Source organism: Microcoleus sp. SVA1B4 (assembly GCF_036700545.1).
Lineage (GTDB): Bacteria > Cyanobacteriota > Cyanobacteriia > Cyanobacteriales > Microcoleaceae > Microcoleus.
The window spans coordinates 1-16,986 of record NZ_JAUBPB010000104.1; the positions used below are offsets into that span (position 1 = coordinate 1).

Consider the following 16,986-nt stretch of genomic DNA (forward strand, 5'->3'; position numbering starts at 1 on the left):
ACTTAGAATTAAATAACTTCAACTCTTTAATGTGGGTTGGGCGTCCCGCCCGTCCAAAACGCACGGGCGGGACGCCCATCCCACAATAACAATTAAAATTGTAAGTTATTTAATTCGCGATCATAAGGGGAGTCGCCATGCCGACAATTCCTTAATTTGTAACTCCTAATTCCCAAAGGGCGGTAAATCGAGTAACTGATTTTTAGAAGGTGGAAGTTGGGCGGGATTTTTGCCTGGGGCGGAAGTTTGGCGGATTTCCAGAGCAGTTTCGCCAGGATTTGCAGTGCGAGTAGGTACTATTTCTAAAGAATATACTGTTTCCGTTTTTGCAGGGGCAGGATTTTGGGCTTTCGTGAGCAAGTCAACGGCATCTCCGAGGGCGCTAGTTAAATTTTTGCTAGTTTCGGCGTGACGGGCTTCTTCTTGTTTGAGGGCTTGAGTGAGTTGTTTAACTTGTTCGATCGCCCGATCGCGCTCTTCGAGAACTTCTGCTAACTTAGCTTTAAGTTCGCCTACTGTTTGCAGTTGTGCGATTTCCTGCTGGCGAGCAACTCCAGCATCGTCGCCTTCAGGCATAATGGAGGAAAAATTTTGTAATTGCTCTATTTGTGCTTCCAGAGAAGCGATGCTTTGCTGAGTTAATTTAGCATCATTCCGCCGCTGCTCGGCTTCAGTATTGTACAGTTGGCGCCACTGAGCCGCACTTTCACCAGCCTCATCGCGATCGCGCGAAACTTCTGTTAACTGCTGTTGCAGCCGCTTGATTTCATCTAACCACTGTCTGACATCCTGAGCCATAATATTGATTTTAGATTTTAGATTTTAGATTTTAGATTTGGGAATTGGGAATTGGCAATTGCGAGTTGATAATGGCTTAATTAATTAACGACTTGTGTACCTCATCTTTCGCCCCATTGCCTGTGCGCTATGAACATTTTTTACTGGTTGCGCTACCTGATTTTAGCTTTGTTTAAGGCATTTTTGAGGCTGCTTCGAGCTCTCAAACGGAAATTTTGGGGTTTTTGGCTGTTTTGTCGGTGTTTGACTTGGGGCACGCTCAAGGAAGTCGCCACGAAGGCAGGAGAACAGCGCTTGCCGGGGCTGTCTGCGGAAATGGCCTACAATTCCATGCTGGCGCTGTTTCCGGGGCTGTTGGCTATCTTATCTGCGATCGCCCTCTTTGAACCTTTGCAGTCAACACTTTATCAAATCGCCCGTCTTTTGGGCGAAATTATACCCGATGACGTGCGGAAGTTGATTGGTGGCTTAATCAAAGAAATTCTGTTAACTCGCAGTAAAGGGCTGTTTTCGGTGAGCTTTCTTGGGGCGATTTGGGCATTTTCTGGAGTAATGAGCGCGGCGATGGCTGCACTCGATCGCATCCATGACATCCCGAGCGATCGAACTCGACCCTTTTGGAAAGCAAAACTTATTTCTCTGGCCCTGAGTATCGGTACAATTGTGCTGTTAATTCTAGCATCGGGAGTAGTCTTTGTCAGCGACTTAATTGTACAAGCTATTGCCCGCCAGAGTTGCCTGCTGGAGTCCGTCGCCAATTGCAATTTAAAAAATGTCCAAAATTGCCTGCTACTCGCCGACAATTGCCCTTTGGAGTCGCAACTGTTAGGTGTTTGGCGGTTGTGGCGGTGGCCGATTTCTTTGGGAATTATATCACTGGCTTTTGCTTTTGTTTACCGCTACGGGCCTAGCCGCCGTCAACCAGATATTCCTATTTTGTCGGGAGCTGTTTTTGCTGCTATTTTGTGGGCGCTATTTTCAGCTTTATTTCGGTTTTATGTTTTGCACTTGGGCAATTACAGTTGGACTTACGGCACGATCGGAACTTTTATTGTGTTGCTGCTGTGGCTCGATCTTTCTTCTTTGGTGATGCTGATCGGCGCTCAGTTAAATGTAACAGTGGGAAAGGCTATCAAACAATCAAAATTAAAATAATTTGTTAAGTTTTAATTGTTAATTGTTAATTGTTAATTTTTATTTGCCGGATGCTGGCTTACCGACGGAGTAAAGTGCTGAGGATACCCGCAACAAAAGACAACAAAATTAGTATCCAGATAACACCACCGGGAATGAATGTCAATATCCCAACACCTCTGAGAATCCAAACTAGGAGGGTGAGGCCCAGGATAGTCAAAAAGATGCGGGTAGATAGTCGCATTTGAAATCTAGGAGAATTAGTCATGTTGAATCTTAAAGTTTTGTCTGGATCAATGATAGCTGTTTTATTGGCGATCGGCAGTTACCTCACCTTAATTTCGGTTCCGGGTTCCGCTGTTGCGCCTGGGGGTGCAAATAAGCTAGGCGAAACGGCAAAAACTGCTCAAAAAACACCTTCTGCAAGTTTAACAATTTCCGATCGCACAATTGGAGCGGCGAAGGTGGGGATGACTTTCGGACAATTGAAAAAGGCTCTGGGTTCCACAGCGCAGTTTAAAGTTCAGTCTCCTTTTATGGTAGACTTTGATTCTGTGGCTGTCAGTCGATCGGGAAAAGTGCAATATCGGATTATCTACGCTGCGGGTACAAAGCTAAAAGATACCGATGTCATTGAACTTTTGATGACTGAGAATTCTAATTATAAAACAGTTCAGGGCGTCGGGCCAGGAATGACTCTGAAACAAGCTGAGGCAATTTACGGCAAGGCTACTTTATCTTATAACGTGGATAATGAAATGAGAGAAAATGTGGTTTTTGCCAAGCAACCCACTAGAAATATTATGTTTGTTCCCAAGGCTGAAGGGAAACAATTTGCGGGAGTTTATGGCGCTGGTAAAGGGGGATTCTATCAGACTAATAAGTATCAGCCGAATGCTGTAATTAAGTCTGTGATGGTGCGGAAGTAGCCTTCACATCATTCCCAGAAACCGGGTTTCTTCCGAGATATCTCGCCACCCTACCTAAATCATCCGAGAAACCCGGTTTCTTAGCCTAAAATTAAGGATTACCTGTAGTTAGTTCCAAATACTCTTCATTGTCAAGATAATCTCTGATATTTTCCAGTATTTGCGTCAAATACTCTACGACTTCTTCCTTCATTTCTAATAGTTGCTTAATTGTCTTATCTCGCCCAACTTCCTCAAAAGACTTAATGCCGTGCGCTAAGTCATTTCTATTACTTTTAATCACTACAAGATTTTGCCCGTTTTTTGTCTTAGCAAAGTCTGTTTGATATGAAAAACCGTATTTGTCTGCTATTTCTTTAATTAACCTAGCATCCACATTCCCCGAAAACAGTTCTTCACGTTCAAATGTAGCTGTGATGATATCAGTAGAGAGTTGATTAATTGTTAAATAAATTTTCTTAGGAGAACGATTTTTAAGATTTTGGAGGACGATCAGTTTAATTTCAGGTTGGAGTTGGTCAAAGGAGATGGATTTATTTTTAAACTCCTCAAATATGGCTTCAATCGCATTTCGCATAGTGGATTCAACTAAATTATACAGCAACAAAAAAGCATTAGCTTTGAGAGTTTTTGCTAACTCTGGATCGAGGCTTTGAATTTGGTATTTGCCACGAGTATCGAATAAAGCTAACTTCGTTGTCTGTTTTTCCAAGCTTTCCAAAAAAATGAAGTAATCGTTCACCTCTTTGGCGCGTGTATTAAAGTCTAAAAATACAGTATTCATGAGTGTGACATGGCAGTTAATTGCGGAAATATTCAATACGCGCCACTACATTTATTAAACGGGTTGCCTCGGGTTTTGTACAGTAGGTAAAATGAATTTACATTGCCATTAAAAGGATTGTATCCGTTCAAATAAATCTCTTCGGACTTCCTCATTCGCAGCTTCAGTTAATTGGATAGTCCGAACTGTCTTTCGGTTGAAGTTCCTCTGGCGAGGCATGAGTAAATCACTAAACTTAAATCCATTTAACTGCTCTATTTTTTGGAGTCCAATTAAGGTTAATTCGTTGTTAACAAATCTAGTTAGGGTAAGAATGCGTTGTGCACCGTATACGATCTCTAAACGTGGTTCATCATTTTCATCATGGCCGATATCAACAACGAATATAGAAGGTATTGGCAGCCCCCAAATTACCGATTCGATAAACTTTGATTGCCTTGCTTCATCCCAAACAAGTTCGCGTTGGTAGTCGGGAATAAACAACTTATTAGTATCATCGTTAATTCCTTCCATATATTTTTGAACAAGTATTTCGAGGGGATAGTCTCTCGTATCGTAATTAATTTGCTTCTGCTTGTCGCGAATTTCCATTTCAGCAGCATTTCTGTCTTGAAGCGTAATTTCTTCGAGTTTCGATCGCATATTTTTAAGTAACGAGAAAGTGTTGTGGATACGATAATTTTACCACAGCCCAAGGTTGATAAATTCCTGTTCGGAGAATTTTAGTCTTGAGGCCACCCCAGTATAAATTCTGATTTGGCTGAAAGGGTACGGACGATCGCACTTATCAAAAAAAGTGCGATCGCCCATGTTTAATTAACTGAAACCGCCGCGAAAATTACCATTTATAACGCGCTGGTGACGGGATTGGAAGGGCGGCCCAACGCCGATAAACGGTGACTGTCCCCACTGGAATCGAACACAACCTCAAACTTAACGTGAGGTATAGTTTGTCGCAAAAACTGAAAATGCCCGTCTGCATCTGAACGACTGCGGAAGCGCGCAACAATTATCCATTGCTCAGAGGGTAACAAACGGGCGATCGCCCAACAGCACAAGCGTTGTTTGTACGTCATAATAGAATCCGTCTCCAGTGAATTGTTGGAGCCAGAGCCAGCCCGGAACCTTGGACAGTAAGGGGCTGGCTTTTGACTGTTTACAGGTCGTATTATAACACATAATGACGTACAATGAGTTAAAATAACTTAAAATGAAATATTTTTATCGGTCTTAACTCAAAACAGCGTAAGATGGACTGTGTTGAGATGTTTTGCAGTGCAACGAATGGCTTCACGGGGAAGAGTTACCGCATACCTACCAGAGGAAATTCAAAAAGCTCTGGAAGAATGGGCAGAAGAAGAAAGCAGATCCGTTAGCAGTTTGACAACTTACCTGCTGACGAAATCTGTTAGAGAGCGCCAAGAGCAGAAAAAGGACGAATCCCGGAGCGATCGCCCGAGTTGAAGACGGCGCGATACTGAAAGGTGTTGGAGTGTAAGATTGAAGACAATTGAAGTAAAACCATGCCAGCCCATGCCTTCACGAATGCGAGTCACAGTTACACTTCCAGAAGACGTTCATCAAGCCTTGTCCGAATGGGCCGAAGAGGAAGATAGAACGCTCGCAAACCTGCTTTCCCATGTGGCAGCTAAAGCAGTCAGAGAACGTCAAGAACAGAAAAAAGATAAATCAGAAAGCGATCGCCCTTAAGAACGATCGCCCGCAATCCCATCCGCGTTCATCCGCAGTAAAAAAAAGAACCATCGCCTCAAAAAAATAAGGTGGGCCGCAGCCCACCCTACTCAAATTATTTCGCAGTCACCAACTGTGCCGGCAGTCGCTTAAACGCCAACCTTTCATTCTCGATATCCACAAAAATGGTATCGCCGTCAGCAAAATCTCCCCGCAAAATACCCTTCGCCATTTGCGTTTCCAACTCGCGTTGAATTCCCCGCTTCAGAGGCCGCGCACCGTAAACCGGATCGTAACCAATTTCTGCTAAGAAATCGATCGCAGATTCCGACAATTTCAGAGACATTTTGCGATCGGCTAACCGTTTTTCCAAGCGCTTCACTTGCAACAGCACAATCTGCCGCAATTCCGCCTTACTCAAACCGTGGAAAATAATCATCTCATCAATCCGGTTCAAGAATTCCGGGCGGAAAGTTCCCCGCATCGCTTCCATCACCCGACTCCGCATTTGTTCGTTATCTCCCGCCACATCTAAGATGTATTGAGAGCCGACATTCGATGTCATAATAATCACAGAATTCTTAAAGTCTACCGTGTGACCTTGAGCATCGGTAACGCGGCCGTCATCCAGAATTTGCAGCATGATGTTGAAGACATCCGGGTGCGCTTTCTCGATTTCATCGAATAGAATCACTGAGTAAGGACGGCGGCGCACAGCCTCAGTTAATTGTCCACCTTCATCGTAGCCAACGTATCCCGGAGGCGCACCAATTAACCGCGAAACTGCGTGTTTCTCCATGTATTCCGACATATCAATTCGCACGATCGCTTCTTCCGTGTCGAACAGATAAGACGCTAATGCTTTCGCCAACTCAGTTTTGCCAACACCCGTGGGGCCGAGGAAGATAAAACTCGCAACCGGACGATTTGGGTCGGCTAAACCTGCGCGCGATCGCTGAATTGCATCTGCAACAGCCGTCACCGCTTCATCCTGTCCAATTACCCGCTTGTGCAGTTCATCTTCCAAGTGCAGAAGTTTTTGCATTTCCGATTCAACCAACTTGCTGATCGGAATTCCCGTCCACTTGGAAATAATCTCGGCAATGTCACCTTCTGTAACTTCTTCCCGCAGCAAAGTTTTGCCTGTGGTTTGAGTTGCTGACAGTTGAGCTTCTGCTTCTTGCAGTTGTTTTTGCAATTCGGTTAACTTGCTATATTTCAACTCAGCAGCACGGTTCAAGTCATATTTTAATTCAGCTTGCTGAATTTCAATATTCACCTTATCAATCTGTTCTTTAATCTTTTGAATGCTGCCGATGACACCTTTTTCCGATTGCCACTGGGCATTCAAAGCGCTTTGCTGTTCCTTGAGGTTCGCTAAGTCTTTTTCCAGTCTTTCCAAGCGTTCTATCGAAGCCGCATTGCTTTCTTTTTGCAGCGACAGTCTTTCCATTTCTAGCTGCAAAATCCTGCGGTCGATTTCGTCTAGTTCTTCCGGCTTGGAGGTAATCTCCATTTTGAGTTTAGCCGCTGCTTCGTCCACTAAGTCAATGGCTTTGTCTGGAAGGAAGCGATCGCTAATATATCGAGTAGACAAAGTAGCCGCCGCCACTAGGGCGCTGTCAGAAATTTTAACGCCGTGGTGAACTTCGTACCGTTCTTTCAAGCCCCGCAAAATCGAGACAGTATCTTCAACTGTCGGTTGGTCAACATAAACTTGCTGGAAGCGACGTTCTAATGCAGCATCTTTTTCGAGGTACTTGCGGTATTCGTCGAGAGTTGTTGCACCGATACAGCGCAATTCTCCCCTCGCTAACATGGGTTTAAGTAAGTTACCGGCATCCATCGAGCCTTGAGTTGCGCCGGCACCGACAACGGTGTGAATTTCATCGATAAATAAGATGACTTTGCCGTTGCTGTCCATCACTTCTTTGAGCACCGCTTTCAAGCGTTCTTCAAATTCTCCCCGGAATTTTGCCCCGGCAATTAATGCGCCCATATCTAAGCTAATTAATTGTCTGTCTTTGAGAGATTGCGGCACATCTCCGGTGATAATTCGCTGGGCGAGTCCTTCGGCGATCGCAGTTTTGCCGACTCCCGGTTCCCCAATCAATACCGGGTTATTTTTGGTGCGACGGCTCAAAATTTGAATCGTGCGGCGGATTTCGTCATCCCGTCCGATTACCGGATCGAGTTTGCCTTGACGCGCGGCTTCAGTCAAATCTCGGCCGTATTTTTCCAGCGCTTCGTATTTGCCTTCTGGATTTTGATCGGTCACTTTGTTCTTCCCCCGGACTTGGGTAATGATATCTTTGAGCTTGGCTTCATCTAGTTTAAATTCTTGTAGTAAATTTTTGCCGAAACGATCGTCGTTAACGTAACCTAGTATCAAATGCTCGATCGATATAAATTCATCGCCGTAGTCTTTGCGATAAGTTTCGGCGCGATCGAGCAAAGTGTCGAGAGAACGACCTAGATAAACGTTGCCGCCGCTTCCTGAGATTTTCGGCTGGCGACTGATAAACTCATCAGTGCGATCGCGCAATTTTGCTACAGAAACTCCCGCTTTGTTAAACAAGCTGCTAGCGAGTCCCGATTCTTGTTCCAGCAAAGCTTTCATCAAATGTTCGCTTTCTAGCTGCTGCTGCTGACCTGCTTTGACGATTTCGGGGGTGCGCGCGAGGGCTTCCCAGGCTTTTTCTGTAAATTGGTTTGGATTATTCGGTTGCATAAATTTTAATTCCCTGAATTAAAAATGATGATTGCTGTAGAGGCAATTGCTTAATGGCCCGTACAATTGTCATTGTAGGGAGTTGCAGAGGGGGGGCGGATCGGTGTTCCCCTATCTTGAGATAGGTATTTCCGTCCTTGGTTGCAGTCCCTCGCAAGGAAAAGCAAACTTTTGCGCCTAAAAGTTGGACTCTTGGATAAAACTGAGATGTTGCACCATTGTCAATAAGCTTTTTATGAACAGGCAAGATGCCTGTTCCACAAGAATAAAATTCACTCTTTGTGGAACAGGCATCTTGCCTGTTCTTGAGAATAGTGCAAGATGTGAGATAAGACCCACTCTCACATTAAAAATGTTTTTAGTGCCACTTGAAAAAACGGCACATTCTTAAACAGTCTCCTGCTACGGAAAATGCAGAAACACTCATGTAAATAGGAGAGAGGACTTGAGAACCGTCACAGTCCTATAGCGAAACCCGAAGCGTTATTGTTTTACTCATCAATAACAGCCGCTATAACTCTCACACATGGAAAAGATAGCTATGAAAATTTTACCTTTAATTTCGTTAGGAATTATAGCAAGTGCCGCGATCGCACTAGCCCCTGAAGCTTTGGCAAGTACCTGGCGTGCCGCACACCGGATGTCGGGTTTTTCCGCCGACAGCAATTACTACTTGTATCTAGAAAGTTCCAGAGATACTGGAGCGGGAATTCCCAAAGCAGAATTGCAAATTGTCCAAGTTGCTGCAAATTCCTGCATCAGAAATGGGTGTATCGAAACTAAATATGGCGAACCAGACTCGAATAAAAGCACTAAAATGGCAGAAGATGACTTGCTTAAAAAAACTTGGAATAGCAGGCAAACTTTGAAGTTAACTCCTCCTCAAGCTGGAACTAAACTGAACATTATTTCTCGTACTCCCGGAGCCAATGGAAGCGAGACAGTCGCCGTCAGAGTCAATACAGCAAAGCCTTTACAAATTCGCCTAGAACAGCGGCAAAAAAATGCTTCTGCTGGCAGAGAAAGCGCCGCCATGCGTCTTGTAATTAATCATAACGGTCGGCAGCGTGTCCTCGGAACGCTGAACAATTTTCAAGATTGGGTGTTCTCTTATTCAATCCGAGAAGTTCGTTTGTCTCCGAATCGGCGCAATGTCGTTGTGCTGCTGGACAAGACAGAACGCACTTTTGAAGGAGTCTTGAAAACTACTGTTGTACAAGGCTTTCTTCTTTAGGCTTGCTATATTCCCAGGTTTTGACCTGGGAATTATCAAAACTTACGCAGAACCCCTATATGTAAGGTGCACACGGCGCACCTACAGATAGAGTCTGTGCGTTAGTCCGGGTTGTTAATTATTCTTTATTGTGATAATTGATATATCAATACATTTTAAAATTTTCCTCTTCCTTCCTCCCTCTTTCTTTTTCCTGGAATATCTGCCTCCTGACTATTGATATCATGTCCGATGATTGAGCGCGATTAAATGCCGGGGCGGGTTTACAGATTTTCCCGTTTCTATTCAATATCTTGGCGAACCCGCCCCTACAGGAATTATGGTTAATTGACCGGACATGATATGACAAATGCTCAATAATTAATCCGTGTATCCGCGTCCAAATCCATATCTTGCCTCACCGAAAGCATCCAGGATACAAGCCCCCGGATTCATTCCTTCGCAGACTCAGGACCCAGAAATAAAAAACCTGTATCCGAGAAACTTGCCCCCCGAATTGATCCGTGGGATCATTCGATTTTAGATTTTAGATTTTAGATTTTGGATTGACCCCAGGGATAAATTCGGGGGACGCAAGGATTTTCGATTTTCGATTTTGGATTGATTCCACGGATAAATCACGTGGCGGGTACCACCTTTGAAAGTCTTGGTCAATGCTTCAATGCTTCAATGCTTAAATTCTTTAATCTAAAATCTCCAATCTAAAATCTCCAATCTAAAATCTAAAATCTAAAATCTAAAATCGATTGACTTCATGCCTGCATCACAACCCGTTCCGGGAGACTGACAATAAAAGTTGAACCTTTCCCGTCCTCGCTTTCAACGCTAATTTCGCCTCCGAGAATTTGACACAAACGCTGGCTAATTGTCAATCCCAAACCCGTCCCTCCATACTTGCGGGTAGTCGAAGCATCAGCTTGGGTAAAAGGTTTAAATATCTGCTCTAATTGCTCGTTTGTCATGCCGATGCCGGTGTCGCTGACTCGAAACATTAAAACTTGAGAAGTGTAGTTTGAACCAGAGTGAATATCATTATTTTTATTTTGTTTGGTCGGTCTTGATTTTTCTATTTTCATTCTTTCGACGCCGATAGTAATGACGCCTTTTTCGGTAAACTTGGCAGCATTGCTGAGCAAATTAAGGAGAATTTGCCGCACTTTCGGTTGGTCGGCGTACATTGTACCGAGTTCGCCTTTGGTTTTCAGTGCTAAAGAATTGCCTTTTTTTTCTACTAGCGGTTGAGCAGTAGTCATCACTTCTTCAATCATGGTCGCCACGTCGAAGTTTTCCAAATAAAGGGTGACGTGACCTGCTTCTATTTTGGAAATGTCGAGGATGTCGCTAATCATATCCAGCAGGTGTTTGCCTGCGGTTTGAATTTTTTCTAAGTCCGGGAGAAAGTCTTCTGAACCGGAATCTTGAGCATCTTCTTGCAGCATTTCGCTGTAGTTAATGATGGCGTTGAGGGGGGTGCGTAGTTCGTGGCTCATGTTGGCGAGAAATGCACTTTTCGAGCGGTTGGCAGCTTCGGCGGCTACTTTTGCTTCGTGCAATTCTTCTGTGTATTCTGCTACTCTTTGGATTAGTTCGTTGAGGGAAATTGCTAGCATTCCCACTTCGTCGGAAGTAGTGACGGGTACTTGCAAATCAAAGTTAGATTCTTCGGTAACTCGCTGAGCGATGAGGGTGGTGGCTTCTAAGGGGCGGGCGATCGCCCGGCTGGTGTATGCTGCAAGTACGGCTGCCAGACCAGCGGATACTGCTAGAGAGCAAACCAGAATCAGAGTTCCAAGTTTTTCTGCTTCCTGGTAGGTTCTAAATGCCTCGTCTGCTTTCTCGCGAAAGTTGACGGCCAGTTGGGCTGAATCCTCGGAAAACTGTTTGAGTTTCAAAGCAGTTTCGCCAGCCACAAAATTGTTCAAATTCCGCCCGAAAGCCTGCTGCTGTTGCGGATTCAAAGCAGATAATTTCGCAGTAGCCAACAATTTTTGTACTTGTTGAAAGTATGATTCTACGGTTTTGCCGTTGGCTTGAGCGAACTGTTGAAGCTGTTGGTAGTCTTTGGCAATATCGGGATTCTTCGTCGGCGACGGGGTTTGCAGTTGTTCGAGGATGCCGCTCATCTGAGCAACGCGAGTCAGGAATTCCGATCGTTCGCGATCGAAAATTTGCGGTTTGGCCGTCAGACTCGCGAGCTCTTGCTGCTGAATTCTGACTTCCTGCACCGTGTGATTGAGATTTGTTAAGATTTCCGCTTTGTCTCGGTCGATCGCTAGTTTTTCTCTAACTTGCTGTTTGTGATAGGATTCTACTCCCCGTCCCGCCACAGCACCCAAAACGGCAATACCAATGACCAATGCGTATCCGCAGCCGATTTTCTGCCTGATACCCAAGCGGCCCAACAGACTTTTCAACCCTATTTGAGGACGGTTCTGCAGTTGATTTTTCAAAGCTAAGGTTAAAGACATGGGCAATGTACTCGTCACCTTTGAGAGGCACCATCTATATTCTAATTGATGCCTGTCTGAGGGTAAATAAAGTTCTGGCTTCAAGCCAGCTTTCGGCAGTTATGGGGTCTTTGCAGGGTTCCACAGCTCGATCGGCTTGACAGTTTGGATGAGTTATGCGTAACAAATTATAGCAGAAGGAAGAAGAAAGAAGGAAGAAACAATCAAAGGGAGGGTTTGAGTGATTAAGAACCTACTCACCGTCGGGCGTGGTTGCGAGATAAGTTGCGAGTTATAAGTTGCAAGTTATGAGTTAGATTTCTGATTAAAAACTCTACTCTCCTGGCAACCTACAACTCTATCCTTGTTCCCCTACTGGCAAAGTCGAAATTGTGCTATCTCAGCAGGAATTCTTGAAGCATTAGGTACGCTAGCACTTGCTGGAACGAAGATTCCCAGGCCGTAACTGCAACCCTCTGCCGTCGTGCATTCCCCAGGCTTAGCACTGATTTGATATTCGCCTTGGGATGGGGGAGTAAAAGAGATTGACGCCAGTTCCCCTGTTTTTTGACTCACAGCGACTTCCTGACCGCTTGCATCCTTGAGAGATAAGTTTAAATCCTGGCAATTTCCGTCGCAAGTGGCAACAAAAACATACTCCACATTAGGATGCAGCGTGGCTCTAAAAGGAGATGAAACTTGCTTGCGAACTTGGCCCAGCAACGGCACAAATACTAATTTTTGACCGTTGCCTTTCCGCTGATCAAATTCAGTTTTCAAGCGACAAACAACCGTTTTTTGGTCGTCCGTCAGTCCTTGAGCAATAGCATTTCCTACGATTGTAGTACCGAGGAGCAGGGCCATGCCGGAAATAACCAGATGTTTGATATTCATTGATGTCCGGTAAAGTTAATTTTGGGTGATTGCAATAGACCGCTTTTGTCAGCAGTCTATTAGTTTATCTGGAGCCTATCACATTTGTTGGGGAATTGGGAATTGGGCATAGGGCATAGGGCATGGAGAATTGGGCGTGGGGCATGGGGCATGGAGAACTGGTAACAGTTAACAGTCAACTGTCAACCACCAATAACCAATAACCAATGACTCAATCATTTCTTGCGAAAATCCCACGCGGGAACAAATTTAGAATCTCCCCAAACGCCGCGGCGATTTTTCTTAGCTTCGGCTTCCGCTTGTTCCAGAATACTTGCACTCGGACAGTTTTTCAAGTAAGGACGGTAAACCATTGCTAATCCTTCGCGGGTCAAAACTTCTTGGGCAAATGTACCATTTGGCAAGCGAACTTCGCTAACTTTGCGGCCGTAGCGGTCAGTATCGGTGACGGTCAAAACAACGCGACCGCCCCCTTGATTGACAAGCTGCTGCATTCTTTGGTGCGCTAGATTTCCCCACTTAAACTGATTTTTTTTTGCTGCTGCTTTGCTATTTTTTTCAGCATTGGTGTGCGCGACTTCCGGTGCATCTATGCAGGCAAAACGCACTTTGATATCTTTGCCGGCGGCATCGCTGGCGACAAGGGTGTCGCCGTCGCTGACTCGCTTGACAGCATAGTTATTCGGTGCAAACTTTTGCGGACAACCAAATAGTAGCAATAGCATAGCAACTGCACTTAAGGTTTTTATTTTGGGGAAAATGGCGATTTTAAGTTGGCTCATATTTCTGTGTTTTATTTAGTTTCCATCCAATTTTGCCCAGCGTGGATGTCAACTATCAGCGGTACCATACCTGGCGCATTTTCCATCGCACTTGTATTTTTCGGCAGAGCATTTTCCATCGCACTTATAATTGTCGGAGCACTTTCCATCGCACTTCTAATTTTTGGTTGCAATTCTTCCCATTCATCGGGAGGGACTTCAAAGATTAATTCATCGTGAACTTGCAGCAGCAGCCGCGCCTGATAGTTTTGCAAAATTTTGTGTACCTCAATCATGGCAAGTTTAATGATATCAGCACTGGAGCCTTGAATGGGAGCGTTGGCTGCGGCCCGCAAAGATTGGGCATCATCTCTGCTGAGAGATTTAAGTCGATCGGAGTGAATGTCTTGGGGATTGCGGCCTTTTAAGTCGCGGAGGCTTTCGCTCTCGAAGTTTAAGTAACGGCGGCGGCCTAAAATTGTGGTAACGTATCCGAGGGCGATCGCCTCTTTTTTTACTTTCTCCAAATATTCAAAAACTTTACTGTAACGCTCGTTAAATCGCTTAATAAACTCTTTGCCATCTGCTGCGCTTTTACCCATCGATTTGCCAAACTTAATCGCCCCCATACCGTAAACTACCCCAAAATTAATCGTCTTGCCAAACCTGCGCTCGTCGGGAGTTATTTCTTCCTTTTCAAACAACAGTTGAGCCGTCACGGTATGCACGTCTCGATTGTTTTGGTAAGCTTCGATTAAAACAGGTTCTTGACTCAAATGAGCCAAAATTCGCAGTTCGATTTGAGAATAGTCAGCCGACACCATCAGCCAACCTTCTTCGGGTAAAAAAGCTTTGCGAATTTGCCGCGAAAACTCGGTGCGGATGGGAATATTTTGTAAATTGGGATTGGAAGAAGAAAGCCTTCCCGTACCAGTTGCAGTTTGGTTGAAATCTGTATGCACTCGCCCGGTATCTGCACGCACTAACTGCGGCAAAGCATCGACATAAGTTGATTTCAACTTGGATAATGTTCGGTGTTCTAATAAATCGTCTACAATCGGGTGGTCTCCTTGCAATTTATCCAATACAGCGGCGTCTGTAGAGTATCCTGTCTTAGTTTTGCGAGACTTTTTCTGAAACTCATCCGGGATTTTTTCTAACAAGATTTCGCTGAGTTGTTTCGGGGAACCTAAATTAAACTTTCTCCCGGCTGCTTGATAAGTTTTTTCTTCTATTTCTTTTAAGCTCTTTTCTAGCTGTTGCGATAGTTCTTGCAGATATGCTGAATCAATGCGAATTCCGCAATATTCCATTTCTGCTAAAACTGGTTCTAGGGGCTGTTCTACTTCCAGCAATAACCCCTCCAAAGTTTTTCCGGGAAAGCTAGTTCTATCATCTTCCTTCAATTTTGCTTTGAGTTCCCCAACTAAGTGAAATGTAGTGTAAACATCCATGCCGCAGTAGTCGGCTACTTCTCGAATACTGATGTCAGCAATTGTTTGGTTTTTCGATACTAATTCATTGTAACTTTTGGCGACAATTCCTAAGTATTTCTTTGACAGTTCGCTGAGGCTGTGGCTGGTTTCGGGATTGAGTACGTAACTGGCTAGCATGGTGTCGAAGACGACTCCGGCTAGTTTGATTCCTTGACAGCGCAGGATCGATCGATCAAACTTAGCATTTTGCAGCGCCTTGGGATAATTCTCGCTTTCCAAAATCGGACGCAAAGCATTTAAAACTGTGGCTTTGTCCAAGTTTTTGCCCGTTTTGTGTCCGGTGGGAATGTAAGCTACATCTTGTTCGCCGGTTCCCCAACAGCAGCCAATTCCGACTAATTCGGCGTCTCGCGGTTCGATGGCGGTGGTTTCGGTATCCCACGCCACGGGTGAGGCTTTGTCGGTGAAGGTTTGCAGCAGTTGGACTAATTCGTTTAACTGTTCGGTTGTTTGAATTATTCGGGGTTTAATTGGCAGTTTGTTTTCCTGCTGGGCGGCTTTGGTTTCTGCCAAACTGTAGAAAGCTAATGCTTCATCTTCGGAGGAATTGATTGTGGGGTGGGCATCTTGCCCGCCCTGTTCCAAGGGCTTTTCTACACCCTCCAAGGGCTTTTCTACACCCCCCAATGGCTGTTCTAGGGTGTTTTTCGACGAGGCAGAGCCTCTGGATATGCGTTCCCGGGCAGAGCCGGGGAACGAGGATTCTTCTTGTGGTTTTTCCTTTTCTTCTACGCCGCCGAAGCGCTTTTGAATTTGTTTAACTTTGCTTAAAAATGTTTTAAATTCCAACTTTTCCAGCATGGGAATCAAGGCTGATTCGTCAAAACCTATAAGCTGGCAATCCTCTAAGTTGATTTCTAATGGCACGTCTTGGACAATTGTCGCCATGCGTTGAGAATGGTAAGCAGCTTCTTTGCCTTCTTCTAGCTTTTTCTTAGTTGCTCCTTTAATCTCATCGATGGCTGCATAAATTCCATCAAGGGAATTGTAAGCTTCCAGCAATTGCAGGGCGGTTTTGTCGCCGATGCCTTTCACTCCGGGGATGTTGTCGGATTTGTCGCCGCACAAGGCTTTGTAATCTATTACTTGTTCGGGCAAAATACCGAGTTTTTCTTTGACTGCTTCCGGGCCGTATTCTTGGGATTTGCCTTTGCCCGATCGCCTGAGCTCATCGGTACTCAAATATAATACGCTGATTTGTTTTTCGGTATCTACTAATTGAAACAAATCTCGATCGCCCGTGAGGATTTTGACCTGATAACCCGCCGCGCTGGCTTTGTTTGCCAAAGTTCCCAAAACATCGTCGGCCTCGTAGCCCGGAGCAGTTATTGCAGGTAAATTCAAATAGCTGAGGAGTTCTTGCAGGTTTTTGATATCGGGAATAAAATCTTCGGGAGTTTCCGCACGACCGGCTTTGTAAGTTTCGTCTGCTTCGTGGCGAAATGTGGGTGTGGCGAGGTCAAAGGCGATCGCCATGTACTGGGGGTCGTGGGCCGCCATAACTTCCAGCAGCGACTTGAGAAAGCCAAAACAGACGCTGGTGGGAATGCCTGTCGTAGTTCGCAAGCCTCCGTCTCGACTTTTGGCGAAGGCGAAGTAGGAGCGAAAGGCCAGGGAGTGGCCGTCAACTAAGATGAAGATGGGAGCTTGATTTGCCGACACAGACACAAATACCGATCGCACGAAAGGATTTTCTCATTGTACTCAGTTGTCCGCCTGCATTGATCGACCCTAGGGATGGCCCGCAGACTTGAGGACGCTGGACACTCGATCGGATCTCGGCTTACTGTGCAGCTTGGCTGAGAATAGTAGAAGATGGTGAACTACCCACACTAAATCGAAACGATTATAGTGTGGGCTTCTAACATCACAGAGGAATGCCTCAGAACAGCCTTGCGTCCAATCTTTGGTCTTACTTCCCCTCCGTTAGCAAAAACGGCTGTTCCATCCGTCTGTAGTATCCTGATGCCTTCCGCTCTAATGTTTGTTGCGGCGTTACCATCACGGTCATGACGAGTACCGCAATTAGGACAAGTCCACTCCCTAACATCAAGCGGTAACTTATCAATCTGGTAATAGCAATTAG

Annotated in this window: 15 protein-coding genes; 5 read left to right on the top strand and 10 right to left on the bottom strand. The window is 45.0% G+C overall.

Annotated elements, in window-relative coordinates; translation table 11 throughout:
- Positions 1-165: 165 nt before the first annotated feature.
- Positions 166-798 carry a hypothetical protein gene (locus QT987_RS28085; protein ID WP_333246639.1) on the bottom strand — a complete coding sequence of 211 codons (633 nt, stop codon included), beginning with the start codon at positions 796-798 and terminating at the stop codon, positions 166-168.
- Between the two features lie 129 nt (positions 799-927).
- Here QT987_RS28085 and QT987_RS28090 point away from each other — a divergent pair, with 129 nt between their 5' ends.
- Both QT987_RS28090 and QT987_RS28095 read left to right on the top strand, forming a co-directional pair.
- Complete coding sequence (locus tag QT987_RS28090) at positions 928-1,953, top strand: YihY/virulence factor BrkB family protein (protein WP_333246640.1); 1,026 nt, start codon at positions 928-930, stop codon at positions 1,951-1,953.
- 245 nt (positions 1,954-2,198) lie between these two features.
- Positions 2,199-2,861: a hypothetical protein gene (locus QT987_RS28095; protein WP_333246642.1), complete on the top strand. Its 663-nt coding sequence runs from the start codon at positions 2,199-2,201 to the stop codon at positions 2,859-2,861.
- A gap of 91 nt (positions 2,862-2,952) precedes the next feature.
- Here QT987_RS28095 and QT987_RS28100 read toward each other — a convergent pair whose 3' ends face one another.
- From QT987_RS28100 to QT987_RS28110, 3 genes are all read right to left on the bottom strand, one after another.
- Complete coding sequence (locus QT987_RS28100) at positions 2,953-3,645, bottom strand: MAE_28990/MAE_18760 family HEPN-like nuclease (RefSeq protein WP_333246644.1); 693 nt, start codon at positions 3,643-3,645, stop codon at positions 2,953-2,955.
- A gap of 108 nt (positions 3,646-3,753) precedes the next feature.
- Positions 3,754-4,287 carry a DUF262 domain-containing protein gene (locus QT987_RS28105; RefSeq protein WP_333246646.1) on the bottom strand — a complete coding sequence of 178 codons (534 nt, stop codon included), beginning with the start codon at positions 4,285-4,287 and terminating at the stop codon, positions 3,754-3,756.
- A gap of 203 nt (positions 4,288-4,490) precedes the next feature.
- Positions 4,491-4,721, bottom strand: a complete 231-nt coding sequence (locus tag QT987_RS28110) for a hypothetical protein (protein ID WP_333246648.1) — start codon at positions 4,719-4,721, stop codon at positions 4,491-4,493.
- 208 nt (positions 4,722-4,929) lie between these two features.
- Here QT987_RS28110 and QT987_RS28115 point away from each other — a divergent pair, with 208 nt between their 5' ends.
- Both QT987_RS28115 and QT987_RS28120 read left to right on the top strand, forming a co-directional pair.
- Positions 4,930-5,109, top strand: coding sequence for a ribbon-helix-helix domain-containing protein (locus tag QT987_RS28115; RefSeq protein ID WP_193973468.1), 180 nt, complete (start codon positions 4,930-4,932; stop codon positions 5,107-5,109).
- Between the two features lie 69 nt (positions 5,110-5,178).
- Positions 5,179-5,355, top strand: a complete 177-nt coding sequence (locus QT987_RS28120) for a ribbon-helix-helix domain-containing protein (protein WP_071883997.1) — start codon at positions 5,179-5,181, stop codon at positions 5,353-5,355.
- A 97-nt stretch (positions 5,356-5,452) separates the two neighbouring features.
- Here the strand turns inward: QT987_RS28120 and clpB are convergent, their stop codons facing one another.
- Entirely contained in the window at positions 5,453-8,068 is a 2,616-nt protein-coding gene (gene clpB / locus QT987_RS28125) for an ATP-dependent chaperone ClpB (RefSeq protein ID WP_333246651.1), read from the bottom strand.
- A gap of 541 nt (positions 8,069-8,609) precedes the next feature.
- Here clpB and QT987_RS28130 point away from each other — a divergent pair.
- On the top strand, positions 8,610-9,302 hold the full coding sequence (locus QT987_RS28130) for a DUF2259 domain-containing protein (protein WP_333246653.1): 693 nt from the start codon (positions 8,610-8,612) through the stop codon (positions 9,300-9,302).
- Between the two features lie 752 nt (positions 9,303-10,054).
- Here the strand turns inward: QT987_RS28130 and QT987_RS28135 are convergent.
- The 5 genes from QT987_RS28135 to QT987_RS28155 all read right to left on the bottom strand — a co-directional run bounded on the left by QT987_RS28135 (position 10,055) and on the right by QT987_RS28155 (position 16,969).
- Positions 10,055-11,770 (bottom strand): ATP-binding protein, encoded by a 1,716-nt coding sequence (locus QT987_RS28135; RefSeq protein WP_333246655.1) that lies wholly within the window; start codon positions 11,768-11,770, stop codon positions 10,055-10,057.
- A 351-nt stretch (positions 11,771-12,121) separates the two neighbouring features.
- Positions 12,122-12,643: a hypothetical protein gene (locus QT987_RS28140; RefSeq protein ID WP_333052775.1), complete on the bottom strand. Its 522-nt coding sequence runs from the start codon at positions 12,641-12,643 to the stop codon at positions 12,122-12,124.
- A gap of 215 nt (positions 12,644-12,858) precedes the next feature.
- On the bottom strand, positions 12,859-13,425 hold the full coding sequence (locus QT987_RS28145; RefSeq protein ID WP_333246657.1) for a thermonuclease family protein: 567 nt from the start codon (positions 13,423-13,425) through the stop codon (positions 12,859-12,861).
- Between the two features lie 11 nt (positions 13,426-13,436).
- A complete protein-coding gene (gene polA / locus QT987_RS28150; RefSeq protein WP_333246659.1) occupies positions 13,437-16,583 on the bottom strand; it encodes a DNA polymerase I in 3,147 nt (1,048 codons plus the stop codon).
- A 149-nt stretch (positions 16,584-16,732) separates the two neighbouring features.
- A complete protein-coding gene (locus QT987_RS28155) occupies positions 16,733-16,969 on the bottom strand; it encodes a zinc ribbon domain-containing protein (protein WP_445299737.1) in 237 nt (78 codons plus the stop codon).
- Positions 16,970-16,986: the final 17 nt, after the last annotated feature.